The following is a 25125-nucleotide window of genomic DNA, read 5'->3' on the forward strand; positions in this document are numbered from 1 at the left end:
TGTCCGGCCCGAGAAACTCAGACCAGACCACATCGCTCTTTAATTTTTTTGAGCAACCAATGACAGCCGTTGCCACCACCAAACAATCCTACCATCCTCTTCTGCGAGCCCGAATAAAGTCCTCGCCGATTCCGGGGCATTGGCAATAAGTTCCAAAACTTTTGCGCGATTTGCAGGGGCGGTTGCGGCCGTTTCAAAATACCAATTAAGATCAGGTTGCTTGAAAGGTGTCATCGTAATCTTTTTCACGATTAGTCCGTTTGCTTCGCAAAGCTTGCTCCATGCTGACGGAGTCAAAAAGCGATGATGGCTGGGATCACGCAGCTTTTCCACTTGGTGCAACCATTGTTCAGCTTCCTGGGCATTATCCTGGACCGAGCCGTCGATGAGCAGAAGATAACCCTTCGGTTTCAACACCCGCGCAGTCTCACGAATGAAATTTTCAGGGGAACTGAAATGGTGGGCTGCCACGCGGCAGGTTACCAGGTCGAATTCCTCTTCAGGATAAGGAAGCTGTTCGGCGGCATGTTGCTTTGTCGAAACTGAAAAGCCTCGTTCAAGTGCTGTCCTCGCTGCCCGATCCAACATGGGTTGTGCAATATCAGCGAGCATGACCTCATGCCCCAGGCTTGCCAGGAGCAATCCAGTATGGCCTCCACCTGTTGCTACATCCAAAACCTTAGCTTTTACTGGCAGATTTACACTTTCCAAGGCACTTCGTACATCCTCCACTTGTTCCAGAATATGTCCCTGGCCATAGCGATGGCTTTGCCTTGCGAACTGTTCCTGGGCAGCTTTCTGAACTTCATCAAGTTTCATTGGAGTGATCCTATATCTGAGCTGATGGCTAAACAACAGTCTTCAAATGGCACGGAGGATTCATGTTGACAGTGTGCTCATCACCACTCGGACAACAAAATACACTGCCCTCACATCGTGTGAAGCCGCGCGTGATATGCTTGTCAGCAGGATTGAGGAGTGAATCTGAAATCAACGGCAGCAGAATAGGCAACGTTCTTATGTTATCATCCAAATACTGCTTCACTGAATCGGCATAGATCACTCCCCAAAAAGGAGTTGATGCCAATTAACTTTAACTACTACCGGTAATGATCAAAGGCACCTCTATTCACTGCCCTGAGTTAAACTCTTTTTTTCCCGGTCTCCTCGATCCCCCGGAACTTCGGCATCGAATGGCAACTCCTTCGATCTCGGTTCCTCAGGCCGGGGACGCGGTTTGGGAGTGCCGGGGACGATTTTGGCTTTGACCTTCTTGAGTTCCTTTTTTACTTCATTGAGAGCCATATGTTGATGGGGGTGGAGAATCTTTTAATCAAGGGTTATGGTCTTCGTCAGCATTGGCGCCGTGGTGCTCCGGCCCGCCCGCATTTTGCTCCGGCCCGCCTACTCCGGCGGGATGAAATTCCGGCTCGTAATTTGGCCTTTTGCCGGCTCCTGGGGTGGAGGGCTTTTCTCTGATCCTGCTATGAGCTCCGGGACCCACTTTTGTTTCGGCAACGAAACCGCTTGGCTTTCCTTTATTTCCTGCCATAACCATCCTGTTGTTACGCCTGCCTTTAATGGCAGTGCTACTTAAAGATGGAATAGGAATCTGTTCATCGCAACCTTCATGCCTCAAAGATTATCAAGTATTTTTACCTCTCCATGTTGAATGTACGCGGGATCGTCGTATGTTGAACTGTTCATGAAAAGGGCGAATCGGAGTTCGGTGCATTTCTCTGCGTTGGTGAAAGCATGCGGAAGACCTGAGCCTGTCACCCTGTGGACTGATCCTTCTGACGACAAGCGATTCATGTCTGCTGTTCGCCAGAACCGCGTGCTGACAGTGGAGCAGCAAAACGTGGGGACGGGCAAGGATATCGGTATTATCGGTTTTCTGAAGGAGAAAAATGCCTCGTATTTGGTCTTCCCGAAATCTCTAAATCGATTTTCTGGAATGGAAGTGAACGGCATCAAATACGAATTGGTAAATCAGCCTGAAGCCGAAGCAAGCATCAGCAGTTTCACCAAGACTGACAGGAAAAACGATACCAGGCCATCAAGGCCGAAAAAGCATTTCTCTGTGGTGCTCCAATGGACAGCCACCGTGAATACAACCCATGAAATCGAGGCCAGGAATCTCAAACAAGCGAGAGAACAAGCTTTGAATGAACAAATCGAAGTTGATTTCTCGACCGCGAAAAAGGCAGTTAAAATTTTGGAAATCAGGGAAATGTAATGGTGTATTTAAAATACAGTGCCATTGAACAAATCAGTCATGTTCCAGGGAAGGATGATTTTATTGTCCAGTGATTGTTGATCCACAGAGCGGTGGCTCAAGTTGGCGATGTTTGTTGGCTCGTCGGGGAAATTCGTTATTTGATCCACCCTGTTACGCGCCAAAATTAACCATGTGCCGAACCATTCTGAGTTGTTCCAATCATTCATGAATGCATCGTCCATCCTGAATGTCTGCTCATCAACGGAGGAACTCACCCCAATCCCCAGGTTTTTGGAAGGCTTAAATTCCTTTTCAAGCTGGAAGAAAGTGTAATACGGATTGTTAGTACTATGATCCCTCTGTAAGACAGCTTCAATGACGTCATCGGAAAGGCACAACGCGGTCTGAAGCTCAGTGACGAACAACTCGCGCAAAAGGTGGAGGCTTGATCTCGTATGACGATGCCTTGCGCAATAACCGGGAGCAGATACTCACCTTGCCGGATGAGACAACCATTTGTTCAGGCATGGCCCGCTCACCACGGTAGGTGAAGAGAAGCAACACAATCCATGAATGAGTCCCGGCGCAGAAGCCCAGTCGTGCCTTCTCTTCACTCTGAGTTATCCAGACATGTTTCTTGATCGACTTTTTAGGCGTTTGCATTCAAACAGGCGAAAGGGCCGTCCGTCACAACGCGTCAATCTTCCTCTGGATGAACCAGCAGAACCATCCTTTGTATTTCTCCTGCAGTTTCTTATTCATCCAGTCCTTCCCGGTGATGGTGCCCCGGCAGTTCGGACGCCCGCACTTGCATTCCATGACATACTCAAGGTCATCCGTGGTGGCCCAGTCGTGCGTCAATTCTTCGCCCGGCGCAATATCCCGCATCGCAACAAAAACAATCTGGCCTTGAATCGCGATATTCGGATCGCAGGAATGGTTGGTATAAAGCATGCAGCCATCCCGTTGTTCCTGTGCAGCAGGGGCAATGAAAAGACCTTCCGTGATTTGGATCTCTGCGGGTCCAAGTTGTTGCTCCAGGATTTTCCATTCGTGTCCTGTGAAAATATGGCCTCCCTTGACGGCAACAATCTCTCCCATTGCGATCACTTCTTTCGCAAACAATCCTTTGCCGTGAATCGAACTTTCCCGAACCTCCGTTTTGGGCGCGCGATAACTCATGGCATTCATAATCAAGTTGTCATCGGATTCGGAAACTGGAGGTGGAAGCTCAGGCTGATGGTTTATTTTGGCTGACATTACAACTATTCCACTTACCGCACCACCGGGCCCTCGAGAATCAGATCACCTTTGTTGGCATCCAGAGTCGCTCGTCCGCCAACCGGAATAGTGGTGTTATACGGCGTATGTCCAAACGGCAGACCGCAGACCAATGGAACTTTTAGACCCGACAGTCTCTCTTTCAATACGTCCTCGAAGGTTTGACGATATTCCTTCATTTTTTTCGCCTTGGGATCTATTGCCCCTACGCAAATGCCCACTGCAATCCCGGCGACCTGTTGAAGTAAACCGGCGTTGCTGAGTTGAGTAAGGAGCCGATCGTAACGATAGGGAACTTCGTCCAAATCTTCGAAGAAAAGTATCTTGCCTCGAAAGGAGGGTTGATATGGCGTGCCCAAAGATGAGCAGAGCAGCGAGATATTGCCGCCGATGAGTTCACCGGAGACTTTGCCTCGGCGTAGTATGGAGACGGTGTCGTGCGTGTAATCTTGACAGATGCTTCCAGGGAATTCCGGTTCCGTCAAAATCTTCAAAAATCTTTCACATGAGAAGTCTGGATAATTCTTCTTGATAAAATCCGAGGCAAACATCGGGCCATGAAAGGAGAGCAGGTTCGATTTCTTTAAAAATGCGCAGTGGAGAGCAGTTATATCGCTATAGCCCACAAACACCTTCGGATTCTCTCGAATCTTTTGGTAATCGAGCAGCGGCAGCAGCCTTGGCGTTCCATAACCTCCACGAACACAGAAGATTCCTTTCACCCGGCGATCGCCAAAAGCCTCCATCAGATCGGAAGCTCTCTCCCGGTCTGATCCGGCCAGAAAACCCCAACGCTTCCGCGCGTGCCTTGAAAGCTTTGGTTTAAACCCAAACTTCTCGATGACGGCAAGAGATTCATCAATGGATTTTGGATCAGGCGGTGCGCTTGCTGGAGCGATCAAGGCTACGGTGTCTCCCAATCGTAAACGGTCTGGTATGTTAGGCATAGTTGTGTATGGTAGTTGTGGAAGGAAACAGAAATCTCTAATGCTTCTTGGCCCTCAAAAAGGCGAGTTCGGTCTGGGTAAATCGGAAGGCCTTTTCCAACTCGCTCGAGAGCCTCGAGACCCCTTCTTCATTTCCAGTATGGGCCAACTCCTCAAGCTTCTGGCATAAAGTGGCCATTTTAGTGGCGCCCAGGTTAAGGCTCATGCTCTTTAAGGCCTGGGCATGGAAGGCCATTTTGTGAGGATCGCTTAAGAATTGATTGATCTGACCAATCCGGATGGGCGCGCTTTCCAGGAACAAATCGATAATCTCTTCAAGCATGGTGTCTCCTCCGTTTGCAGGCGCCAATTCGCGAAGTTCGCTGATCAAAGATTGATCGAGCAGACCAGCGTTGAAGGTGGTGTTGTTGGCGAAAAACGCCGTATCGAATTGCTTGCCACTGATTTTTGCCCAGCGCTCGAGTGCCGATTGCAATTCACCGATGCGAATAGGTTTGGAGATGTAATCATCCATTCCGGCATCCAAACATTTTTCCCGATCGCCCAACAGTGCGTTGCCAGTCATGGCAACGACGCGGGGACGTTTGCCCAGGGGCCATCGTTCGCGAATGGAGCTTGTGGTTTCAAAACCATCCAATTCGGGCATCTGCACGTCCAAAAGGATTATGTCGTAAGGTTGTCGATCCAATGCCCTGAGCACTTCCAATCCGTTGTTGGCAACGTCTGCCCGGTAACCGAGCCTTCGCAGTACGTTGAGACCTACTTTCTGGTTGATTGGATTGTCGTCGGCCAGCAAAATGCGCAGGGGAAAGCGGTTGGCAAAACTCGAATCCATGCAGGGCAGGGCAGGCGCTTTCTTCTCTCGCTGAATTTGCAGGCTTAAGCCCCGGTACAGGGCCTGCAGCAGTTGTGAAGGTCGAATCGGTTTGTGAACAAAAATAGTGATCCCCAATTCGGCCGCACGAGTATCATCGCTGCGCAATCGCACGGAGGATAGGAGCAATAAGGAAATGGAATTTCCATTCAACCGCTGTCGAATTGCCTGGGCCAGTTTGATACCATCGAAGCCAGGCAGCTGAACGTCTAGAATGGCTGCATCGTAGTATTTCTGATTCGCGACCATCTCCAGCGCCTTTTCGGCGTTCGCGGCCTCGTCCGGCAGCATCCCCCATTGACGGCAACGGTGGCTCAAAATCTGCCGATTGGTGGCATTGTCCTCAACGATGAGCACCCGCTTTCCAGCGAGCTGAGGCTGAATTTGCTGCCAGGCAGGAGGGATGACCGAGGCTGTCGCCCGCGCCTGGATGGTAAAGTGGAAGGTTGATCCCTTCCCGGCATCGCTCTCCACCTGGATGTCGCCACCCATCAATTCAGAAAGTTTTTTGCAAATGGCAAGTCCCAATCCCGTACCGCCGTAATGTCTCGTGGTGGACGCATCGACCTGCTGGAACGATTTGAACAGCCTGTGTTGTTTATCGATTGGAATACCCACCCCGGTATCGCGTACGGAAAACTGTAGCATCCACATATCTGGACCAGTAATTGAAGACGCAGATCTATCCCGATCATTGAAGTGTTTTGGCGCTGGTTTGACCTGGATGAAGACTTCCCCCTCATTTGTGAACTTGACTGCATTGCCAATCAGGTTCACCAGAATTTGCCGCAAACGTGTAACATCGCCCACCAGGATTTTCGGTATGGCATCATCAACTGAGTAGGCCAGGTCGAGGTCTTTTTCAGCCGCTTTGGGTGCAAGCAGATCAAGGGCCTCTTCAATGCAGGTGTGCAGCTCGAACGGATGGCTTTCCAAGTCCAATTTGCCGGATTCAATTTTTGAAAAATCCAGGATGTCGTTGATGATTGTGAGCATCGCATCGGCACTGCTGCGAGTGGCTTCAACGTATTCCCTCTGTTCGTCGGTGAGTTCCGTATCCAGCAGCAACGCGGTCATGCCAATCACACCATTCATCGGGGTGCGAACCTCATGGCTCATGTTCGCCAGAAACTCGGATTTTGCCAGCGTAGCTTCCTCCAATTTTTGATTTAACGCCACCAGGGAGGCATTCTTTTCCACAAGTTGCTTCTGGCTTTCTCTCAAAGCCTGATAGGCTTCATCGCGCTGGAGCTGTCCCAGAAAGGCTTTGGAATGGTATCGCAGGCGCGCAATGAGTTCGATCTTGTCCGGGAGCTTGACCAAATAGTCGTTTGCACCCATTGCGAATGCTTCCCCCTTGACCTCGGGATTGTCAGTAGTGGAGAGCACAATGATCGGTGTTTCCCTCGTCGCTGGATGAGAGCGAAAACGGCTTACCAGTGTAAGTCCATCCACTCCCGGCATAACCAAATCCTGTAAAATTACGGTGGGCTTGATTTGTTGGGCCAGCTCAAGAGCTTCGTTGGGATCGGCACAATAGTGAAAGTCCATGTCAGGTTCATCAACCAGCACCCGTCGAATGGCTTCGCCCACCATGGCCTGATCATCGACCAATAGGACCCTGAAATGATAGCCTGGCAGGTGGTCCAGGGCACCTGCCGCTTCAGAAACGGCTCTGTTGAATTCAGACGTTTCCATGAATGGTTGACCTTTCATTCACCCTTCGTCGAAGCCTTGGCCCAATCTGGTCGATCGGTAAAACCTCCGAGGCTGCCTTCAATCCCAGCGCGGCCTTTGGCATTCCATAGATCGCACTGGTTGCACGATCTTGTGCAATGGTAAAATGACCGGCGTCGCGAAGCGACTTCAAACCCTCAGCGCCATCTCGTCCCATGCCCGTCAACAGCACACCCATAACTTCTCTCGACCCTGAATGTTGGATACTATGAAAGAAGATGTCGATGGATGGTCTGAAGGCGGTGGTGTGGGGAGAGGCAACATAGCCAAGTTTTCCGGGGCTAACAAAGACGAGATGATTTTCCGAGCCCGCGAGCAAAATCGTTCCCAGTGTCGGTGCATCACCATCTCTGGCCAGACGCAATTTCATTTTGGTCTGGGATTTTAACCAGTCTGCCAAGCCAGCAGCAAAGTGAAAATCCGTATGCTGAACTATCACTACCGCCGCTGGAAAGTGCGCCGGAAATTCTGACAGGATGTTGGCCAGGGCGGAGGGGCCTCCGGCAGAAGCTCCGATGGCTATCAGCGGAAATGCCTGCTCTGCGATGGATTCGCCTGGGGCGTTCAAGGATAATTTACTCCTTGCTACGAGACGGTTGATCGTTTGCATCTTCGCCAGTAATCCGCCTGTTCCACCATCGTTTCCCAGCGTGGGCGTATCAATCGCATCCAGCGCTCCGGCTCCCATGGCTTGAAACACCTTGGCGGAATTCCTATCCACGTCCGCCGTCACGATCAGGATGGGGCAGGGGCTCTTCTGCATGATCCTGCGGGTGGCCTCAATGCCATCCATCTGTGGCATGATCAGGTCCATCAGCACCAGGTCGGGCCGGTCTTGCGAGCAAAGCGCGACTGCTTCCAGGCCATCCTGCGCGACCCAGGCCAGTTCGTGCCCGGGAGTGCTGATGACCACTCGTCGAATGGCTTCAACGGCCATCGTCATGTCGTTAACAACTCCAATTCTCATTCTTCAGCCTTGCCTATCAAATCCACCACTGCATGAATCAAAGTCTTATCATGAAAACTGCCCTTGGTCAGGTAATAATCAGCACCAGCCTCCAAACCGCGCAGCCGGTCCTCTTCGCGATCCTTATAGGAGACAATCATTACTGGTATGGATTTTAGCAGCGGATCTTTCTTGATGAGAGTGGCCAGTTCAATGCCATCCATTCGGGGCATGTCCACATCCGTGATCACCAGATCGTAATCTCCATTGCGCACCGCGTTCCAACCGTCCATCCCGTCCACTGCTATATCCGCAAAGTAACCATGATTCATCAGTAGTCTGCGTTCCACTTCCAGCACGGTCATGGAGTCATCTACTGCCAGAATGCGTTTAATTCGTTTGTTTTCAATCTCAATTGTGCTGTTTTGAATGCTATTCAACTCGCCTGCCCCAATTAGTTTCTCAAGCGAGCGCATTAAATCCTCAGTATCGAGGATTAGTACAGGAGAACCGTCTTCCATCACAGCTCCAGCGGCCACATCTTTGATCTTGCCAAGACGCTGGTCCAACGGTTGCACCACCAGTTCTCGTTCACCCAGCAATGCCTCAACCACCAGGCCGTATTTGGTTGTGCGATCGCCAATGACAACGATGGACAGTTGATCGTCAAAAGAATTGGGCGGGGCACATTCCAATAATTGATGCGCCGTCACGAGGCTAATCTGCTGATCTCCGACCGTGAAATAGTGACGCCCTTGCAGCCTTTCCACCTTGCTGGATGGCAGTTTCAGTGCCCTGGTGATTTGGGATAATGGAAGCCCATACGATTCGCCACCGATCCTGACCAGTAGAGTTCGAATTACCGACAAGGTTAATGGGAGTTGTAGCTGAAAACGCGTCCCTTTATTTGGCTGCGTGCTGATGCGAATGGTGCCACGAAGATTCTTCACCGTGTTTTGCACCACATCCAGGCCAACTCCGCGCCCGGAAATTTCCGTCACGGTGTCCTTCATGCTAAATCCCGGCAATAGCAAAAATTGAAGTAATTCTGCCTCGCTAAGTTTGTTGGCAACATCCCTGGCCACCAAACTTTTCTCAACGACCCGTTCTCTTAAATCATTCAGGGAAATGCCCGGGCCATCGTCGGCAATGATTACCATCAGCATTCCGGAACTGTGCCGTGCTTCCAGGCGGATCGTGCCCTCAACAGGCTTTCCGGCCGCTCGGCGTTTCTCCGGCATTTCACAACCGTGATCCATGGCGTTGCGCAGGAGATGGGCCAAAGGAGTTTCCAGCTTTTCAAGAATGTCACGATCCACCTGGGTGTGTTCGCCGATAACTTCGAGTTTGACCTCCTTGCCGAGCGAATGCGCCAGGTCACGCATCATTCGGGGGAAACGCTGGACGCCCTCTCCGAATGGGCGCATGCGACATTGAAGCACCTCTAAATAAAGTCGATGTGATAGACTGGTGGAGCGCCGATCAAACATCTCCAAATCGCCCAGACGATCTGATAAAAATTGGCGACATTCTATCAGTCTATCCAAAGCCTGGCCCATCTGGTCACCGACTCGCTCCGAAGTTTCGTAGGCACCCAGCGTCTCCCGGAGTCCGTCCAGGGATTCGCCGAGCTCGGACTGGAGCCGCTTGAGTCGTCGCATCGACTCCGCAAAAGGATGAAGCCAGCGTGATTCCACCAGGGATTCGCCTGCCAAACCTAACAATCGATTTAGGTTTTCCGCTGTGAGCCTCAGAACACGCTCCGGATTTTGGATCCGATTGAAAGGAGTGGGTGCAATTGCTTCTGAATCGGCACTCTTCAAACTGGAAGGAAAATTCTGTTGGTGGTTGGACGCAGATGGCAGGGAAACATTTCCAGTCATTTCCCTGCCTTCGGAAAAATTCTGGTGTTGAATCAAGCCACCCAGATCCGAAAGCAGGGCGGTAATCTCCCCGGACACGACGGTCTTTTTGATTGCCTGATCCTGTTCTGGCAGCTTGGAGAGGCGCAGAAATAAATCAACTGCCTTGAAGAGGACATCAATTCCTTCTTTCGCCAAATATATATTACCCTTTTGCGCTGCAACAAAACAGTCCTCCATGGCGTGCGCCACCTGGACTGCTGCCTTAAGGTTCACGATTCGAGCAGCCCCTTTGAGGGAATGGGCTGCGCGCATGAGAGATTCCAATGGTAGTGCTGCCGTTGGATTACGCTCCAGCTCGAGTAAGCCGGTGGTCAAAATATTAGTTTGGTTTTCTGTCTCAACTTGGAAGATCTCAAGCATGGACAGGCGGCTCAGGTCCTTTGAATTAAAATCCTTGCTCATCCCAGGCTCCGGTTTAGGGTGGAAAAGAGTAACTCCTCATCCAGGCAACCCACGGGTTGATTCATCCAACTGATGATACCCCAGCTGAAGCTCGCAGTGGATTTCTCCAAAGTCGCAGGAAGCGTCTTCATTTCCTCCGGATGATAACGATGAATGCCTGCAACCTCGTTGACTGGAAAGGCGAGTAATTTTCTGTTCCATTCCGTAACGACCAATCGATCATAATGGTTGCCGCCTCTCTCCGCATTCTTCACTGGTTCCAGGCCAAGGAACCGATCCAGAGAGACACAAATCAGCAGTTCTCCACGGAAATTAGCCGCTCCGAGAACGATACCCTTATGTCTATGCGGCAGTGAGTGTATCGCCCGCTTTTCCGCAATTGCATGGAACACACTGCTCGGAAGTGCAAGCCATTCGACCCCAATTCTGAAAATGATGCAGGAAATCCTGCCGGAAGCGCCGTTCTTCCCTGGCCGCGAGTAGTGTTCAGTCCATTCTCGACGATACTCCTGCCGCAATTCACGGTTTAAAAGGCGCACACCGGTGGTGGAATAAATCGGGCAATTCCTGCAATGGACAAACTTTGAGAGTTCGTCACAGGAGCCATTTCCATTCACCCCGATTTGGTTCCAACAATCGACTATGTCCCGCTGGGTTGGCGGAGATACTGAAGGCGCAACCAAAGCCTTTGCAGCGTTGCTTTCCGGATTCTGATTATTGGTTTGTGAATCCACGGCGCGGTTGGTCTTAAACCTGGCATTTAACGCGCTCAGCACGTTCCATCAGAAGTTTGGCCTTTGCTTCGTGGCCATTCTTTTGCGAGAGGGAAGCCAGGTTTGTCAGCGCATCATAATGATTTGGGTCGAGGTAGAGAGCCTTGCGATAGAATTCATGGGCTTCAAAACTGGAACCGGCCACGTCGCGCAGGAACCCCATAAGATAATACGCCTGTGCTGAAACGCCCTTTTTTGAAAGGTAGGTTCTACAAATGTGTTCTGCTTCTGCGAACAAGCCAGCGTTCGCCAGTCGACGCGCCAGGTTGAGATCGGTTAACGTGCGCTCAGTCACGCTCAAGGACAGTCGATGGGTAACCTTCCTCGCGGGACGAAGTTGCTTCCGTGCCTTAACATTAGTCAAATCTGACAACGGCCGCACTGATTCCTGGTTGGAGGCTGCTCGCTTATGAAAGTGATTCGATTGGCCTGCCGGTAAGGAAAATCCTGCCCGCCTGCACGCAAAGCTCAGTGGCATTTGTGCTGAGATAAAACCATTGGCCAGGGCCAGTGAGAGTTCTGCTGAACCGAAAAATGCAAGGCCGTTTGGATCGAGCAATTCGGACACTCTGCGAAACACGGTCTTCTGAGTGGCCCGGTCAAAATAGATGAGGAGATTCCGGCAGAAGACATAATCATAACCTTCTTTTCCTGCCTTAAGCCGCTCATCCAAAATATTACCCTGAGAGAAGCGGACCTGCTTGCGAACAACTGGACTCAGTAAATAACCACCTTCATCCAATTGAAAATAGCGATCCCGAAAACCGAGATTCCGACTTCGAAACGAGTTCTTTTGATAAAGCCCACGTTCTGCCATCGCCAGTGCTTTCGTGCTGATATCGACTGCTTCAATTTCGAAGTCAGTCGCAGCCAGGCCTGAGTCTAAAAGTGCCATGGCGATGGAGTAAGGTTCTTCGCCGGTAGAGCAGGGAAGGCTTAGAATCCTCAATGGTCGCTCGTGGTTGCCTGGAATCCACCGCTGTTTTATCAGTCGCACCAGTGCGGAAAAAGGTTCACTGTCCCTGAAAAACCAGGTCTCGGTTACAACCACCGAATCAATCAGAGTGTTGAGTTCAGAGGAAGATGCGCGTAAGGCGCCCAGGTAATCGGTCTTGCTCGAAAGACCAAGATTTTTCATGCGCGCGCGCACTGCACTCTCAATCGCGGAGAAGCCGATGGTTGGCGCGTATAGACCAATTGTTTGCTGAAGAAAAATAGCGATGTCATTCATGGGCTTTCCTCCAATGATGCGCAAAACAACTTATCGCGAAGTTCGTTCGTGAGCAGATGTTGCCCATAAAGCCATTGAATGGGGGACTTATCCTCCATCAACACGGGGCCGAGGTAGGGGGTGCCACTCAAATTGAGCCCGGGTTCAATAAAATCACTGGCTTCACGGCGGATGGTACTGGTTGCCTGTTCGGCAATCAGGCCCAGTGGATGTTCCCGGCCTTCATGATCCGGATACTTGATGAGAATGATCCGAGTGCTCATGCGTTCCCCGGCCTTCTGACCAAGAGTGAGTTCACTCAAGTCGATAATGGGGACAGGTTGCGCGCGATAATTAATCATGCCAGCCACACCGGCGGGAGCATTTGGAAACCGTTTCATTTCCACCAAAGGCAACACCTCAATGACGCGACTGGCTTCCAGTGCGTAACGGTCCTGGCCAAGTTGGAAGGTTAAAAACAACATCTTGCTAGGCTTCGTCCAGTTTAAAACGTGTGACGCTGCTCTGCAGGCGGCGCGCAGCCTCGTTCAGTTGCTCAATGGCATGATTGGAATATCTGAGCGATTCTGCTGTTTGTTGCGCCGCTTCGCTGAGTTGCGTCAAGGTTTCACTGATCTGTTGGGCACCCGTGGCCTGAGATTGCATGCCCTCGTTCACTGTCTGAAAGCGGGGTGTAAGCGCCTGGACCTGGCGAATTATTTGAGCAAATTGAGTGCTGACCTGGCGAATTTCCTCCACACCGCGACGCACTTCCTCGGAAAACTTATCCATTCCCATCACGCCTGTGGAAACAGCCGACTGCATCTCTTTGACCATTTTTTCAATGTCATAGGTTGCCACCGCTGTTTGGTCGGCCAATCGCCGGATTTCCATGGCGACCACCGCAAATCCCAATCCGTATTCACCAGCCTTCTCGGCTTCGATGGCGGCGTTCAGTGAAAGCAGGTTGGTCTGATCTGCCACTTTGGTGATGGTTGTCACCACGGAGTTAATGTTGCCCGTTTTATCATTCAGGATTGCCAGCTTGCCTGTAATTGAGCTCGAGGCTTCCATGATATGCCGCATCATGGATTCCATGCTTACGATGGCGGCTTGAGCGCTTCCTGCCAGACGGGCTGTTTCTTCCGCGACATGGCTGACCTCATTCATGGTCTTCACCAATTCCTTCGACGTCGCAGTAATCTCCTTGGATGTGTTTCCAATTTCCGCAGTGGTGGCTGCAATTTCCGTGGCTGTGCTCTGCTGATCTTTCGCGCTTGCTGCAATTTGTGTCGCGGTGGAATTCACCTGAATCCCGGAGCGTTGAACCTGGCCAACCAGAACGGAAAGATCATCAGCCAACCGGTTGATGCCATCACCGATCATTCCAAATTCATCGTTGCGTTCCAATTTCAACCGCTGCGTGAAGTCCCCGTGTCGCATGCGTTCCAGGGCTTCAATCAATTGAGATAATGGTTTGGTCACAGCTGAGGATTGTGCGGTTCCCACCCAGATACTCACCAAAAGGATGATCAGCAACACGCCCGATCCCGTGAAAGAAGCGACCCTGTCATCTGATTCCGAATCGGCAACCCGTTGAACTGCGAGATTAAAGTCCTTGAGCAATTGATCTCGTTGCTGGCGCAGTGCGGGATATGCTTTGATATATTGTGCCGGGGCATCGAGGGAATTGGTTGTCTGCAAAACCTGCATGTCACTCTGGAACTTGTAAAGAGGTTTGGAAACGAACTCGCGGATGTTGCCGATGGTATTTGCCAGGGCATCGTAATCTCCGAAGTTCTTTTGGATTACTCTCAGTGGAGCGGTCAGGCTCTTCTCGGCCAGGACGAACGCCCTTTTTTCGTCGTCATTGTTTGGATCAATTAGCAGGCCCTTCATGGCATCGCTCATCTGGACCAGGCTAAGCTGCACCTTAATCGCCTGATTATTCAGCAAATCACTCCGTGCGCGCGCGACTGCGCGGTTATGCTCCACCCACCAGGCTAAACCCGCGCCGAGGACCAGTAGAAAAATCAGGATGGCCAGCGACGCGTTTAATCGCCGCCAGATGGTCGTTTGTCTCATGAGTTAGGTTCGTGAACTCGCTTCCAAAATGAAAAGTCGATCTTTGACCGCTGTTACAATGTTGGCGGTAACAGAAGCCTGAGCTTGCAAACAGACCTCTGAGGGCAACAGCAACACGTTAAATGCGCAGCAAAAAGCTTTTTTCAATCTCAGTTAGCTTGAGAATACCTCGGTTTTTGAGACAAAAACAAGGACGTTCTCTGCGGATACTGTTTCCTGGTTGCACCTTGGTACTGTTCTTAACAAAGAAGGACGTTGGACGGAAAAATGGGGCGCTTTAATCAATTTTGCTGATCTTAAGAACAGTAATGAGATGCGACTTCAGATGCGTCTGAATTTTTTTACTTGTGTTCAATGGTGAAGAGGTTTCACTTCGCTCATGTTCAAACCGAGAAAAAGTTTTTGGCTGATTACTTTCGTCCTTGTTTTGATGATTCAAATCGCGCGTTCCGATTCTTCGCTCAAAAACGCACCTGGTCTTACAAAGCTGAAGGACGTCGTCATTTACACGAATGAATATTTTCATTGTGCATTCCCCTCGGTTGTTAAGCGTTCGGATGGTGAATTGCTGGTGGCGTTCCGTCGCGCGCCGGATCGGCGTCATTTTGGACAGCCGGGTGTGAAACATACCGATCCAAACAGCCATCTTGTCATGGTCCGCTCCAAGGATGGTGGCGAGAGTTGGTCGACAGAACCCGAAATGCTTTACGCCCATCCCTTTGGTGGTTCGCAAGACCCGTGCATGGTGCGGCTGAGTGACAATTCCATTCTTTGCGCCAGCTACGGCTGGGCAGTTTTTGACCCAGAGACTATTGCGAAAATGACCAATTCTTCGCACATTGGCAATTTTGCATTCATGGGTGGCTATCTGCTTCGCTCCAGGGATGGCGGTAGTTCGTGGCAAGGTCCAATCGTTCCGGCCTCGGTTCCTGAGGAGAAAATGGTGGATATCTTCGGCAAACCTGTTCCAGCCTTTAACAGAGGGGCAATATATGAAGGGAAAAATGGAAATCTTTACTGGGCCGTGGCGAGTCATGCGGGCCACAATGCGAAACACAACGGGACTCACCTGATGATTTCGAACGACAAAGGCAACACGTGGAACTACTCCAGCCCCATAGCATGGGATGACAAAATTACCTTCAATGAAACATCCATGTACGAAACACCAAAAGGTGATCTCATCGCTTTCATGCGCACGGAGGGTTTCGACGATCATGCCTGCCTTGCGCGCTCGACCGATGGCGGCAAGAGTTTCGGGAAGTGGCAGGATCTCGGTTTTCAAGGACACCCACTCCACGCTTTACGTTTGCCAGATAAACGTGTCCTGCTTGTTTACGGTTACCGTCATGCTCCCCAAGGCATTCGCTGCCGCGTTCTTGACGCAGAATGCACCAATGCAGCAGCAGCACCCGAAATGATTTTGCGTGAGGATGGGAGTGGATTTGACCTTGGTTATCCCTGGTCCACCATGATTTCCAGGGACAAGGTGCTCGTTACCTACTATTTCAACCAGCATGATGGGCCGCGTTACATTGCGGGGACTATTCTTAAAATCAAGTAATTGGTTGCCTGGCTGCGTCTGCTCGCTGCTGCACGCCTGATTCGTGCCATGCCTAATGAAGCTCCAGTTCCTGAGTATGCTTCAGAGTCTCCGCCATATCCTGAAACCGGGTCGCGTTTTCCAGCATGGCAATGTTATTGAACATAATATAGGAGGGTTTGCCAGCCGGAATGATATTCAAGAGGTTCCGCATCTGTTTCTCTGAGTATACATGTCGAAAATCCTTCCCACCGTGGAGGCGATAATAAACGAACTCCGGTGTGACGGTATGATTCAGGAAGGGATCAACCGCATGGATTAAATTCAACTCCCGGCACAGCCTCTCAATTACTTCTTCAGTCCAATAGCCCCGGGGTTCCCAAAGGAATGTCAAGTCGTCACGTTTCACCTTCGCGAAAAACTTCTTCATCTGACTGATGTTTTGTAGTGTTGGAGCAAAACTTGGTGGACATTGAAACAGGACGAGCTTTGCTCCCAGAGCCTGCGCGCAAGCTTTCGTATTCAGCCAGGCTTCATGCACAATCAGGGAATCCTGGAATGAGCCGCAGCATTCAAGTTCATCCTTTGCCAGTTTGCTGGTTACCCGTCGGTAAGTCGGACTGGTCGCAGGGTGGGTGATGAGCTGCCAGGCCTTCAGGGTATACTCGAACTCAGGTCGCACTTCCGCCCGCCAACGCTTGAGCGTCTCCTGCTTTTTTGGTGGCTGATAAAATGTTTGCTGCACTTCAGCGACTGGAAAGCGCCGGGCGAATTCCGGTTTGTTCAGAGGAAATCCGCAGCATCCCACCTTCGGATAGATTGCTTCCATGCGAAAATATCACCCAGTTTTGATGCAATGCAATGTGGGCGCACGGATTAAGCTGGGGACAATATTTTAGTTTAGTTGCAGGACGCGATAAAACCGTTGCGAGTTTGTATTGGCAAGACTGGAGAACGAACTGCCTGATGTACTGGCCATTGTATCAGCCCCAAGAGTAACCCAGTTGGTGTCGCTCAAATCGTCTTTGTATTGGAGACGGTAGGTTTTGCCTGGATAGGAATCGAACGAGAGCGAAAGGTTGGTGCCGAGGTTCAGCAACTGTGAAATATGTGGTGGGGCAACAACGATAACAGTAAAGCTTTTCAAGGCGCTGGCGGCAGGCGAAGCATTGTCTGTCGCGCGCACTTGAATGGTGTTGGTGCCTGGCGCTTGAAGCAGTGTCGGTGTCCAGGTGAACAATCCGCTGATTGGGCCGATGGTGGCACCGCCCGGCGCACCTGTTACGATGCTGTAAGTGAGATTTTGAGTGGGCTGGTCAGGGTCGATGGCCTTGGTGGTAAAGCTTAACAATTGATTGGCATTGATCGTGTAATTCGAGATGGCAATCAAAGTGGGGGTGGCATTCACCAGGCCATTGGTGGCCAGGATTTGTATGCCGTTGACCAATGCCTGATCCACCACAGACGTGAATTGAACGATGATTTGACCATTCGTGTCGGCAGGCGCGTTGAATCGTTCAATTAGTGCACGGTTAATTCCTCCAGACTGGGCGACAATATCAAAATTCGTCAGTTTCTGAATGCCGTTGATGGAGACATTAAACGCCCGCTGGCCGATGTTGGTATAAACCAGTTCAGCAAAATGCAGTCGCACAGCGTAGGTCTGATTGGGAATGAGATTGTTGAATGAATAAGTAAAATCTCCAAGACGTTGCGATTGATATAGCGACTGCGGGCCAGCCACGTTGCTCGCCAGACTGAGATCGATGGTATTGGTGGAAGTAGATGTCGTGCCACCAGTGGAGTTTTGATCAGTTGCAAAGGAGCCAGTGGTTGTGCCTCCAGAGTTAATGGAGTAACCGCTCACGAAGACGGCCATATTCGTGCTAAAAATATTGTTGTTCTCATTGCTTTCTGGAAACCGGTTAATGTCGTCCACGTTTCCCGTCAGTGTGTGGATACCGGGTGTGGCCGGCCAGGTTCCGCTGGGAGAACCACCACCATTTGCCGTCAGGACTACAGATGAGCCCGGAGCCAAGGCACTGCTAAAGCTGCCGGAGAAAGTCGCCCCGGCATCATCGACATTGAATCCAACTCCAAGAACAACTCCGGCAGGAGTGGCGGCAGAACCCTGATTTTTCACTGTGGCTTTGAAAGTGACATTGTTGCCACCGAGGGCAGGATTCGGCGTCCAACTCAGAGCCGTGATGACCACATCGGGCAATCCGGCGGTTGGTGTGGCAGAAGCCTGGGCTGAATTCGGTCCTTCGCCTAAAGTATTCTGTCCGCTGACGACGTAGTAGTAGGTGGTATTCGGAGTAAAGGAGTAATCAGTGAAGGCTGAGACGACGACATTGCTGGCAATGGTCGTGTATGGTCCGCCACTGGTAGTGGAGCGCTTTATGTTGAAACGGGTGGCGCTGGCGGGAGCCGACCATGAAAGAGAAACCTGGCCTGTGCTGACGGAGGTGGTTAACCCGGCGGGCGCAATAGGAATGAAATTGGTCGGATTCGCAACCACTTCGATACCATTGATACTGGCCTGATCGGTGATAGTGACCAATTGCAAATTGATATTTCCCGAGGAGTCGGAAATGGCATTGATTTCCTGGATATTACCTTTCATTGGCGCTCCAGCAGCTGCGATGATGTCGAAGCTGGACAATACCTGTGCACCATTGACGAGCACGTTAAAGACCCGTTGACCGGTTGCGGTCCAGTAGATTTCGGCAAAATGCAAACGAAGTTTATACGGAGCATTCGGCGTGAAAAAGGGCAGGGTATAGGTGAGGTTTTGATAGCGCTGGGATTGATACACCGACATCGGCGCGGGATTGCTGAGTCCATTTGTGTCGATCGTGTTCCCTACCGCGTAAGTGAGACCGCCACTGAAATAGGCATCTGCTTGGTACGAGCCAACTGCAGATCCGCCGCAATTGATTGCGTTCGGGACGAATATCTGCGGGGTAATTTCCGGGGAGTTGGGACCTTCGCCAACAGAATTCAGAGCCGAGATCACATAAAAATAAGAACCTCCATTGGTGGCCGTCGTATCGAGATAATAGAAGTTCGTTACACCGGTGGTGATATTGCTCGCGATGACAGAATAAGGGCCGCCACTGACGGTGGCGCGTTTCACATAGAAGCTCGTCGGCGTGGACGGAATAGTGGGCCATGTAAGTGTGATGGTGTTCAGACCCCATGCGGCTGAAACTCCGGTGGGCGCTGGTGGAAGAGTTGATGGACCGGTAAGATAAGTTCGCATCCAACTGGCTATCGGTTCCAGGTCGAAGGAAGACCACCCACTTGGGTTGCCGTTTTGGAACAAGGTGCAGCCCATCACATACGAATCCTGGTTCATTTGGCTGTCGAACCAATTCAACCATCTTTGGTACCAATCTGCGGGTCCGCGCGCCTGCCAGCCTGAAGTGTTGGGGTCACCGCTCAGATCTACGCCGCCTTCTGTCAGAATCAATGGCATGTTGTTCAGATCCGGAAATGTCGAGGCGAAGTAATTGTAAAATTGCCGGTAGCGTAGTGAATAATAAATTTCTGCGTTTGGATCGGTGGTGTATTGAATCGTATAGGCATGATAACTCCACGCTCCGCCTGCGGCCTTGGCTTGTCGCAACGCAGGCACGAACGCTGCCAGATAGGATTGCATTTCTGCCGGGCTACCTCCCGGATTTCCCACGCCAATGCTTCCAATGCAAGGTTTGAAGCCTGCGGCCACAATCATTGGCGTGAGATTGGTCCAAAACTGATTAAACCATTGAGAAGCTTGCACGGGGCGGTCCGGTGGATAACCAAGCGTGGGTGTTTGGCCCTCGTTGGGTCCTTCGATATAATCGAGCAGGGCACGATCCGAACTGGAGAGCGAGTTTATTGAGGGTTGCAATATGGTGGTCCAAAAATTGGTGGCGGCAGCCGAGGCATCCGGGTCGGAATCGAGCGTATACATACGCGGACTGTAAACGCGCAGGACAACTTTGCCGCCGGGTGTTCCCGATTTGTAAGCCCGCATGGCGTTAACCATACCGGAGCCGACGTCGAGAATTTTCAAGACCCTGGGATGACCGGCAATGATGTTGGATGAGCCGGCAGTGTAGGCGTTGATGAGGTGAGCGCTGAGCTTGCTGCTGCTGATTCCCTGAGCCACGAGGTTAACCAGGGCCGCCATAAAAAATGCAAATGCCAAACTACAGCGGAATAACGCGGCTCTGTTCATGTGAACCCGAAATTTCTCCAATTATTGAAGAAATGTCCAGTGCATGATGATGTCAATTCCGCTGACAATTGGTTTGAGAACGCGGCTTGGCAGTTCTTCTTTAATCCTGACTGGCAGAGGCGACAATTGGTTTGCGAGCAGTTGCTTGACCATTGCCGGAACCTGCTTCGAGTTGCTCACTGTATTTTCCACTGCGAGCCATGCCGTTGCATTCGGCGCGGTGAAGGAATGCCTGTTGAGCGGTTGCGCGGTTGGAAGGATTGCCCAGCCATGCATGCAAGGGAGCGTCTTGCAAGGCGCGGCCATACGAGAAACTTAGTTGCCAAGGATGCGGACCGAGTTGATTCATGGCATTCAAATGTTCGGTTGCCAGGATATCGTTCTGGCCTCCCGAGAGAAAGACAATGCCGGGAACGGCGGCAGGAACAGAATGACGCAGGACGCGGATGGTGGCTTTGGCGACGTCACTGACGCTGGCCTGTTCAGGAGAGTCCTTGCCGGCCGTGACCATGTTGGGCTTTAAGAGCATTTGTTCGAAGACGACCCGTTGCATAAACAATTCTTCAAAAACTATTCTAATAGTCAGCTCAGTGACTTCGGCGCAACGTTGTAAGGTATGACTGCCGTCCATCAATACTTCCGGTTCCACGATGGGGACAATCCCTGCTTCCTGGCTCAGGGCCGCATAGCAGGCAAGAGCATGAGCGTTGGCCTTGATGCAAGCGAGAGTGGGGATGCCGTTTCCAATGGTGATCACCGCACGCCATTTGCTGAAACGGGCGCCGAGTTTGTAGTATTCCTCGAAGCGGGCGCGGAGGCCGTCCAAGCCCTCGGTGATCTTTTCGCCTGGAAAACCAGCCAAAGGCTTGGCGCCCTTATCAACCTTGATGCCGGGGATCAGGCCCTGCTGCTTTAAGATTTCAACCAACGGGGTGCCTTCCTTATTTTTTTGACGGATGGTTTCATCATAAAGAATGACACCGCTGATGAATTTCGAGATGTCCGGAGTGGTGAAGAGCAATTCGCGGTAGTCCCGGCGATTTTCCTCCGTGTTCGGCACATTGATGTTTTTGAATCGCTTCTCGATGGTGCCGGTGCTTTCGTCAGCAGCAAGAATTCCCTTGTTTGGGGCCACGAGAGCCCGGGCAATCATTTCCATTTCCTGTGCGGCCATAGGTGTCCTTTCTGTGTGCATTCTATTCCACCTTGAGCTGGATGCAAACCAGGATGTTATGCAAATTTTGTAATACACTTGCTTTCCATTGCGGGTTTCAGAGAAGAATGGTTGAAATCTGCATGGCTTTAGGCAGATAAGTTATTGATTACATGGCCAGGACAAAATATTTAACCGAGCCGATCAAGACAAACCAGATGCCACCGGGAGTGCCCTATATTGTGGCCAATGAGGCGGCCGAACGGTTCAGTTACTATGGCATGCGGTCCATTCTCGTGGTGTTCATGACCAAGTACCTGCTGAACAGACATGGGCAATTGGATGTCTTGAGCGACACCGACGCCAAGTATTGGTATCACCTTTTCCTGGCTTCGGTTTACATTTGTCCAATTATTGGCTCAATTATCGCCGACGCGTTCCTAGGCAAGTACATGACCATCATCAGTCTTTCCATCGTCTATTGCCTGGGACATCTGGCCTTGGCTCTTGACGCGACTAAGACAGGATTGGCAATCGGGTTGGGATTGATCGCTTTGGGCTCAGGAGGCATTAAACCGTGTGTTTCGGCGCACGTGGGAGACCAGTTCAGCGCTGGAAATCAACACCTTCTACCGAAGGTTTTTAGCTGGTTTTACTTTTCCATCAACTTCGGTTCAGCGATCTCCACCCTGCTGATACCGATTCTCCTGGAAAGGTACGGACCGCATATTGCATTCGGAATTCCGGGAATTCTCATGTTTCTGGCCACGATCTTCTTTTGGATGGGGCGTTATAAATTCGCGCACATTCAACCTGCCAGAAATAAGTTTTTTGAAGAGACATTCAGTCCATTGGGGTTGAAGACGCTGGGCAAACTGGCTGTGATCTATGTCTTTGTGGCGGTATTTTGGTCGCTTTACGACCAGTCAAGTTCAGCCTGGGTGCTGCAGGCGGAGAAGATGGATCGACATGCGTTTGGGCATGAATGGCTGCCAGCACAATTGCAGGCCATTAATCCGTTGCTGATTCTTATTTATATCCCGCTGTTTACCTATGGGATATATCCCGCCATCAATAAAGTGTTTCCGCTGACGGCTTTGCGGAAGATTTCCATTGGGTTTTTTGTCACGGCTGCGTCGTTTCTCGTGCCCGCCTATGTGGAGTCGCGGATCGTGGCAGGTGAAACGCCGCATATCATTTGGCAGTTTTATGCCTACACGCTGTTGATCGCCGGAGAAATTTTCGTCTCGATCACCGCCTTGGAGTTTTCCTATACGCAGGCACCCAAACGGATGAAATCCTTTATTATGGCCACTTTCCTAGCTTCGGTGACTTTGGGAAACGTTTTTACGTCGCAGGTAAATGGGTTTATGAAGAGTCATCCTGACGTGGCTGGCAAACTGGCCGGTCCGAATTATTATCTGTTTTTCGCAGCTTTGATGTTCATTGCGGCAATATTGTTTATTTTCGTTGCCATCAATTACAAAGAGCAAACTTTTATCCAGGGAACAGAAGAATCCGCCAGTCAGCTATAGCAAATTAAAAACAGGCGTTATGCCTGAAACGCGGTCGGGATATTAACTCTGGCTTGACTGTGTGTTCTTCGAACAAAAAGGTTCTCCCCTCAACTGCAACGACTTGGGTTTTTAGATCACCGTCCTGTGTTCCCGTACGGTAGGCATGCGACGGGGAACCGTTTGAGTCATCAAGGTGAGCAAGAAAGCAAGAACTCCGACCACCACATGGGGCATCCAGACGTTGCGGGGTTGGTTGTGAAAGTTAAACAGCCATGGTGAGATGGCCAAAAATATGGTAAGTACATAGTCCACCCCCAGATGCATTCGCATCGGGATTATTTTAAACAACCCCAACTCATAATTTGTGAACAAGGCTTGAATGAGGATCAATAGCCCGATGGTTCTCGGGACATCCACTGCTGCTCCACCCAAGTGAGCGAAGCCGAATAGGTTCGGGGCGATAAGTAGAATAAAACCGACAAGGTAGTCAAGTATGCCGTGCACGTATGTTGGTATGGTTTTCATACAGTACATTTCTGCGGGTTTTACCCCTATACAAATAGGGAGTAAACCCACCTCATCAGACGGCCGGAATGATGTCATGCTAATAAACCTGCTGTGGGTAGCATGGTTGGATGCCAGACCCGCCGCGGAACCCTAAAGCCCCCATTCAGGGAACTCCTGACGAGCGGTGCCGTGCATAACAATGCCGAGGCAAGTGAAGGTGTGGAATGTCCGCACACCGGTCTATCGCATGGCAGGAGTGATGGAAACGTCGTTTCAAAACCGCATGGCCTTCGCTGTAATTCTAGCGAATTGGTCGTGCATTCTTGTATCTATGAAGCTCAAAAAAAATGAAACACCGCCAGCTTTGGAAAAAGGACAACTCTGGGTTACAGATAAGGGGCAAGTGGAAATAATGGATGTTGGCAAGACGCTGGCCCATTATCGAATGATTAATAACCAAAAAAGAACCCCGACGAATCTTGGGCCAATACAGGTTGTGCAGGAATATCTTCAAACCAATGGAGCTCGACTTATCAAAAATGAACGACTCGTCCGGGCGAGGGCGTGAATCAACAATCACTATTAATCGAAAACTCAGCTGGACTGCCAGCAGCTCTACTCAAATGTTTCTGAGTTGCCCAGCGGGGCGTTGTGATGATGCCAATGCCGAAAGGAATTTCCGAATGGCAGGAGAAATTTTGGATTGAGGCAAAAGCGGATGGTGCCGAGGGAAACTCCCAGCCAGTAAGAGTGGGACTGGATTGTTCAATCATCTCATGAGTCAAGCTGTGATCGGCTTGCCTAAATCTTGAGCGGGTTGGGTCCAGCCACATTTGGGGCAGATGCGCATCCCGGGCGCGATGCGCGAGTTGCAGTCCACACAACGAGGGCCAGTGTAGCTTTCCTCTTCCGCCAGTCTGGCAGGATTGCTTTCATCCGGGAGGAGGGCCAGGAGGATTGCCACCCCTACCAACCCGAAAATTGCAGCGAGGAAAACCACCGAGGTGTATCCCTTGGCCTCTGCCCAAAAGCTACATCCGCGAAAATAGAAAACTACCGCGAAGCTAAACGCCAGAACAGTAACGATCGCCAGGGTAACGCTCAAAAAGATGGGGGGATTGCTGAGGCAGGCTGTTGCTACGCAAACCAGACCGATAACAAAACATACGGTCATGTAGACGAACGATTGATTTGCCTGCTGTTTGTATTTGGTAATCATGGCAACATTTTTTATCGATTTCTGTTAAAATGCCTGCGTCATTAAATGTATCCTTGCAGTGCGGCACCCCTGAGTTGTTGGACTTTCGTTTTACCGGATTTACCCGTGGCGGTGCAATTGTGGGAATCCACGCAAAGAGCTTGAGGGGCAAATCCAGGGAGAGTCCAACCATGGAAGATAACTAAAAATATTTTCATACTTATCCTCTCATTTCTCATTACCACGCAAATGTGGTTACGTCCATGTGGGGTATCCACCGTCGGGAACATTTGGCGTGTTCGCGACTCTAATTCTTAGGGCTGTTATCTAACAAAGCAGTCTTCTCGCCATTCCAGATTAATCCGCAAGCGTGAAAGTGTGGTGAAAGGTGTCGCCTCATCGGAGCAGGATTCGTGATTGAGAAAATGAAGAAAGAGAATGATTAAGCTTGAATTCACAAAGGTGGTTATGAATGATTGGGTTATAAGGTTTTCTGTTGGCCGCGTGGAGTAAGGAGTGCAAAATAAGTTAATCGACGCGGAGTTTTTCTCAAACGACGTATGATGTGCTTTCCGTAC

Annotated in this window: 22 protein-coding genes; 4 read left to right on the forward strand and 18 right to left on the reverse strand. The window is 50.7% G+C overall.

All coding sequences use genetic code 11. The features are described 5' to 3' along the window. Positions 1 to 39: 39 nt before the first annotated feature. Both CFLAV_RS23780 and CFLAV_RS23785 read right to left on the reverse strand, forming a co-directional pair. On the reverse strand, positions 40 to 819 hold the full coding sequence (locus CFLAV_RS23780; protein ID WP_007417410.1) for a class I SAM-dependent methyltransferase: 780 nt from the start codon (positions 817 to 819) through the stop codon (positions 40 to 42). A 306-nt stretch (positions 820 to 1125) separates the two neighbouring features. Beyond that, positions 1126 to 1305: a hypothetical protein gene (locus tag CFLAV_RS23785; RefSeq protein ID WP_007417411.1), complete on the reverse strand. Its 180-nt coding sequence runs from the start codon at positions 1303 to 1305 to the stop codon at positions 1126 to 1128. A 400-nt stretch (positions 1306 to 1705) separates the two neighbouring features. Here CFLAV_RS23785 and CFLAV_RS23795 point away from each other — a divergent pair, with 400 nt between their 5' ends. Next, a complete protein-coding gene (locus tag CFLAV_RS23795; RefSeq protein ID WP_150107566.1) occupies positions 1706 to 2239 on the forward strand; it encodes a hypothetical protein in 534 nt (177 codons plus the stop codon). An 8-nt stretch (positions 2240 to 2247) separates the two neighbouring features. Here CFLAV_RS23795 and CFLAV_RS23800 read toward each other — a convergent pair whose 3' ends face one another. Genes CFLAV_RS23800 through CFLAV_RS23845 form a run of 11 tightly spaced genes read right to left on the reverse strand, consistent with a single transcriptional unit; the run spans position 2248 to position 14401 of the window. Then, a complete protein-coding gene (locus tag CFLAV_RS23800) occupies positions 2248 to 2655 on the reverse strand; it encodes a hypothetical protein (protein WP_040549919.1) in 408 nt (135 codons plus the stop codon). After that, positions 2633 to 2884, reverse strand: coding sequence for a hypothetical protein (locus tag CFLAV_RS35725; protein WP_007417415.1), 252 nt, complete (start codon positions 2882 to 2884; stop codon positions 2633 to 2635). Before CFLAV_RS35725 ends, CFLAV_RS23800 begins: the two co-directional genes overlap by 23 nt. Before the next feature lie 24 nt (positions 2885 to 2908). Beyond that, positions 2909 to 3481: an SET domain-containing protein gene (locus CFLAV_RS23805; RefSeq protein ID WP_007417416.1), complete on the reverse strand. Its 573-nt coding sequence runs from the start codon at positions 3479 to 3481 to the stop codon at positions 2909 to 2911. A 14-nt stretch (positions 3482 to 3495) separates the two neighbouring features. After that, positions 3496 to 4449, reverse strand: coding sequence for a S66 peptidase family protein (locus CFLAV_RS23810; protein WP_007417417.1), 954 nt, complete (start codon positions 4447 to 4449; stop codon positions 3496 to 3498). 37 nt (positions 4450 to 4486) lie between these two features. Next, positions 4487 to 7021, reverse strand: a complete 2535-nt coding sequence (locus CFLAV_RS23815) for a response regulator (RefSeq protein WP_007417418.1) — start codon at positions 7019 to 7021, stop codon at positions 4487 to 4489. Then, positions 7008 to 8027 (reverse strand): chemotaxis response regulator protein-glutamate methylesterase, encoded by a 1020-nt coding sequence (locus CFLAV_RS23820; RefSeq protein ID WP_007417419.1) that lies wholly within the window; start codon positions 8025 to 8027, stop codon positions 7008 to 7010. The genes CFLAV_RS23815 and CFLAV_RS23820 overlap by 14 nt, the downstream gene beginning before the upstream one ends. Further along, positions 8024 to 10333: a hybrid sensor histidine kinase/response regulator gene (locus CFLAV_RS23825; RefSeq protein WP_007417420.1), complete on the reverse strand. Its 2310-nt coding sequence runs from the start codon at positions 10331 to 10333 to the stop codon at positions 8024 to 8026. Before CFLAV_RS23825 ends, CFLAV_RS23820 begins: the two co-directional genes overlap by 4 nt. Further along, complete coding sequence (locus CFLAV_RS23830) at positions 10330 to 11109, reverse strand: chemotaxis protein CheW (protein WP_007417421.1); 780 nt, start codon at positions 11107 to 11109, stop codon at positions 10330 to 10332. Before CFLAV_RS23830 ends, CFLAV_RS23825 begins: the two co-directional genes overlap by 4 nt. Continuing rightward, complete coding sequence (locus CFLAV_RS23835; RefSeq protein WP_007417422.1) at positions 11081 to 12337, reverse strand: CheR family methyltransferase; 1257 nt, start codon at positions 12335 to 12337, stop codon at positions 11081 to 11083. Before CFLAV_RS23835 ends, CFLAV_RS23830 begins: the two co-directional genes overlap by 29 nt. Next, positions 12334 to 12801 carry a chemotaxis protein CheW gene (locus CFLAV_RS23840; RefSeq protein ID WP_007417423.1) on the reverse strand — a complete coding sequence of 156 codons (468 nt, stop codon included), beginning with the start codon at positions 12799 to 12801 and terminating at the stop codon, positions 12334 to 12336. Before CFLAV_RS23840 ends, CFLAV_RS23835 begins: the two co-directional genes overlap by 4 nt. A gap of 4 nt (positions 12802 to 12805) precedes the next feature. Next, positions 12806 to 14401: a methyl-accepting chemotaxis protein gene (locus CFLAV_RS23845; RefSeq protein ID WP_007417424.1), complete on the reverse strand. Its 1596-nt coding sequence runs from the start codon at positions 14399 to 14401 to the stop codon at positions 12806 to 12808. A 379-nt stretch (positions 14402 to 14780) separates the two neighbouring features. On the opposite strand from CFLAV_RS23845, the gene CFLAV_RS23850 reads away from it, so the two are divergent. Further along, entirely contained in the window at positions 14781 to 15965 is a 1185-nt protein-coding gene (locus CFLAV_RS23850) for a sialidase family protein (RefSeq protein ID WP_007417425.1), read from the forward strand. 52 nt (positions 15966 to 16017) lie between these two features. On the opposite strand, the gene CFLAV_RS23855 is transcribed toward CFLAV_RS23850, so the two are convergent. The 3 genes from CFLAV_RS23855 to CFLAV_RS23865 form a co-directional block, all read right to left on the reverse strand. Then, complete coding sequence (locus CFLAV_RS23855) at positions 16018 to 16773, reverse strand: DUF72 domain-containing protein (RefSeq protein ID WP_007417426.1); 756 nt, start codon at positions 16771 to 16773, stop codon at positions 16018 to 16020. Between the two features lie 66 nt (positions 16774 to 16839). Next, on the reverse strand, positions 16840 to 20124 hold the full coding sequence (locus CFLAV_RS23860) for a malectin domain-containing carbohydrate-binding protein (RefSeq protein WP_007417427.1): 3285 nt from the start codon (positions 20122 to 20124) through the stop codon (positions 16840 to 16842). 148 nt (positions 20125 to 20272) lie between these two features. Beyond that, positions 20273 to 21346, reverse strand: coding sequence for a class I fructose-bisphosphate aldolase (locus CFLAV_RS23865; protein ID WP_007417428.1), 1074 nt, complete (start codon positions 21344 to 21346; stop codon positions 20273 to 20275). Between the two features lie 152 nt (positions 21347 to 21498). On the opposite strand from CFLAV_RS23865, the gene CFLAV_RS23870 reads away from it, so the two are divergent. After that, positions 21499 to 22860, forward strand: coding sequence for a POT family MFS transporter (locus CFLAV_RS23870; RefSeq protein WP_007417429.1), 1362 nt, complete (start codon positions 21499 to 21501; stop codon positions 22858 to 22860). Between the two features lie 111 nt (positions 22861 to 22971). On the opposite strand, the gene CFLAV_RS23875 is transcribed toward CFLAV_RS23870, so the two are convergent. After that, positions 22972 to 23367, reverse strand: a complete 396-nt coding sequence (locus tag CFLAV_RS23875; RefSeq protein WP_040549944.1) for an SPW repeat domain-containing protein — start codon at positions 23365 to 23367, stop codon at positions 22972 to 22974. A gap of 313 nt (positions 23368 to 23680) precedes the next feature. Between CFLAV_RS23875 and CFLAV_RS35165 the strand changes: the two genes are divergently transcribed. Then, positions 23681 to 23917, forward strand: coding sequence for a hypothetical protein (locus CFLAV_RS35165; protein WP_040549945.1), 237 nt, complete (start codon positions 23681 to 23683; stop codon positions 23915 to 23917). Between the two features lie 213 nt (positions 23918 to 24130). Here CFLAV_RS35165 and CFLAV_RS23885 read toward each other — a convergent pair whose 3' ends face one another. Then, positions 24131 to 24568, reverse strand: coding sequence for a hypothetical protein (locus tag CFLAV_RS23885; protein WP_007417432.1), 438 nt, complete (start codon positions 24566 to 24568; stop codon positions 24131 to 24133). Positions 24569 to 25125 lie beyond the last annotated feature (557 nt).

The organism is Pedosphaera parvula Ellin514, from assembly GCF_000172555.1.
Classification (GTDB): domain Bacteria; phylum Verrucomicrobiota; class Verrucomicrobiia; order Limisphaerales; family Pedosphaeraceae; genus Pedosphaera.

Coding starts and splice junctions, on each gene's coding strand:
- CFLAV_RS23780 (WP_007417410.1), bottom strand. CDS start 819: ATGAAACTTGATGAAGTTCAGAAAGCTGCCCAGGAACAGTTCGCAAGG.
- CFLAV_RS23785 (WP_007417411.1), bottom strand. CDS start 1,305: ATGGCTCTCAATGAAGTAAAAAAGGAACTCAAGAAGGTCAAAGCCAAA.
- CFLAV_RS23795 (WP_150107566.1), top strand. CDS start 1,706: ATGAAAAGGGCGAATCGGAGTTCGGTGCATTTCTCTGCGTTGGTGAAA.
- CFLAV_RS35725 (WP_007417415.1), bottom strand. CDS start 2,884: ATGCAAACGCCTAAAAAGTCGATCAAGAAACATGTCTGGATAACTCAG.
- CFLAV_RS23805 (WP_007417416.1), bottom strand. CDS start 3,481: ATGTCAGCCAAAATAAACCATCAGCCTGAGCTTCCACCTCCAGTTTCC.
- CFLAV_RS23810 (WP_007417417.1), bottom strand. CDS start 4,449: ATGCCTAACATACCAGACCGTTTACGATTGGGAGACACCGTAGCCTTG.
- CFLAV_RS23815 (WP_007417418.1), bottom strand. CDS start 7,021: ATGGAAACGTCTGAATTCAACAGAGCCGTTTCTGAAGCGGCAGGTGCC.
- CFLAV_RS23820 (WP_007417419.1), bottom strand. CDS start 8,027: ATGAGAATTGGAGTTGTTAACGACATGACGATGGCCGTTGAAGCCATT.
- CFLAV_RS23825 (WP_007417420.1), bottom strand. CDS start 10,333: ATGAGCAAGGATTTTAATTCAAAGGACCTGAGCCGCCTGTCCATGCTT.
- CFLAV_RS23835 (WP_007417422.1), bottom strand. CDS start 12,337: ATGAATGACATCGCTATTTTTCTTCAGCAAACAATTGGTCTATACGCG.
- CFLAV_RS23840 (WP_007417423.1), bottom strand. CDS start 12,801: ATGTTGTTTTTAACCTTCCAACTTGGCCAGGACCGTTACGCACTGGAA.
- CFLAV_RS23845 (WP_007417424.1), bottom strand. CDS start 14,401: ATGAGACAAACGACCATCTGGCGGCGATTAAACGCGTCGCTGGCCATC.
- CFLAV_RS23850 (WP_007417425.1), top strand. CDS start 14,781: ATGTTCAAACCGAGAAAAAGTTTTTGGCTGATTACTTTCGTCCTTGTT.
- CFLAV_RS23855 (WP_007417426.1), bottom strand. CDS start 16,773: ATGGAAGCAATCTATCCGAAGGTGGGATGCTGCGGATTTCCTCTGAAC.
- CFLAV_RS23860 (WP_007417427.1), bottom strand. CDS start 20,124: ATGGCGGCCCTGGTTAACCTCGTGGCTCAGGGAATCAGCAGCAGCAAG.
- CFLAV_RS23865 (WP_007417428.1), bottom strand. CDS start 21,346: ATGGCCGCACAGGAAATGGAAATGATTGCCCGGGCTCTCGTGGCCCCA.
- CFLAV_RS23870 (WP_007417429.1), top strand. CDS start 21,499: ATGGCCAGGACAAAATATTTAACCGAGCCGATCAAGACAAACCAGATG.
- CFLAV_RS23875 (WP_040549944.1), bottom strand. CDS start 23,367: ATGAAAACCATACCAACATACGTGCACGGCATACTTGACTACCTTGTC.
- CFLAV_RS35165 (WP_040549945.1), top strand. CDS start 23,681: ATGAAGCTCAAAAAAAATGAAACACCGCCAGCTTTGGAAAAAGGACAA.
- CFLAV_RS23885 (WP_007417432.1), bottom strand. CDS start 24,568: ATGATTACCAAATACAAACAGCAGGCAAATCAATCGTTCGTCTACATG.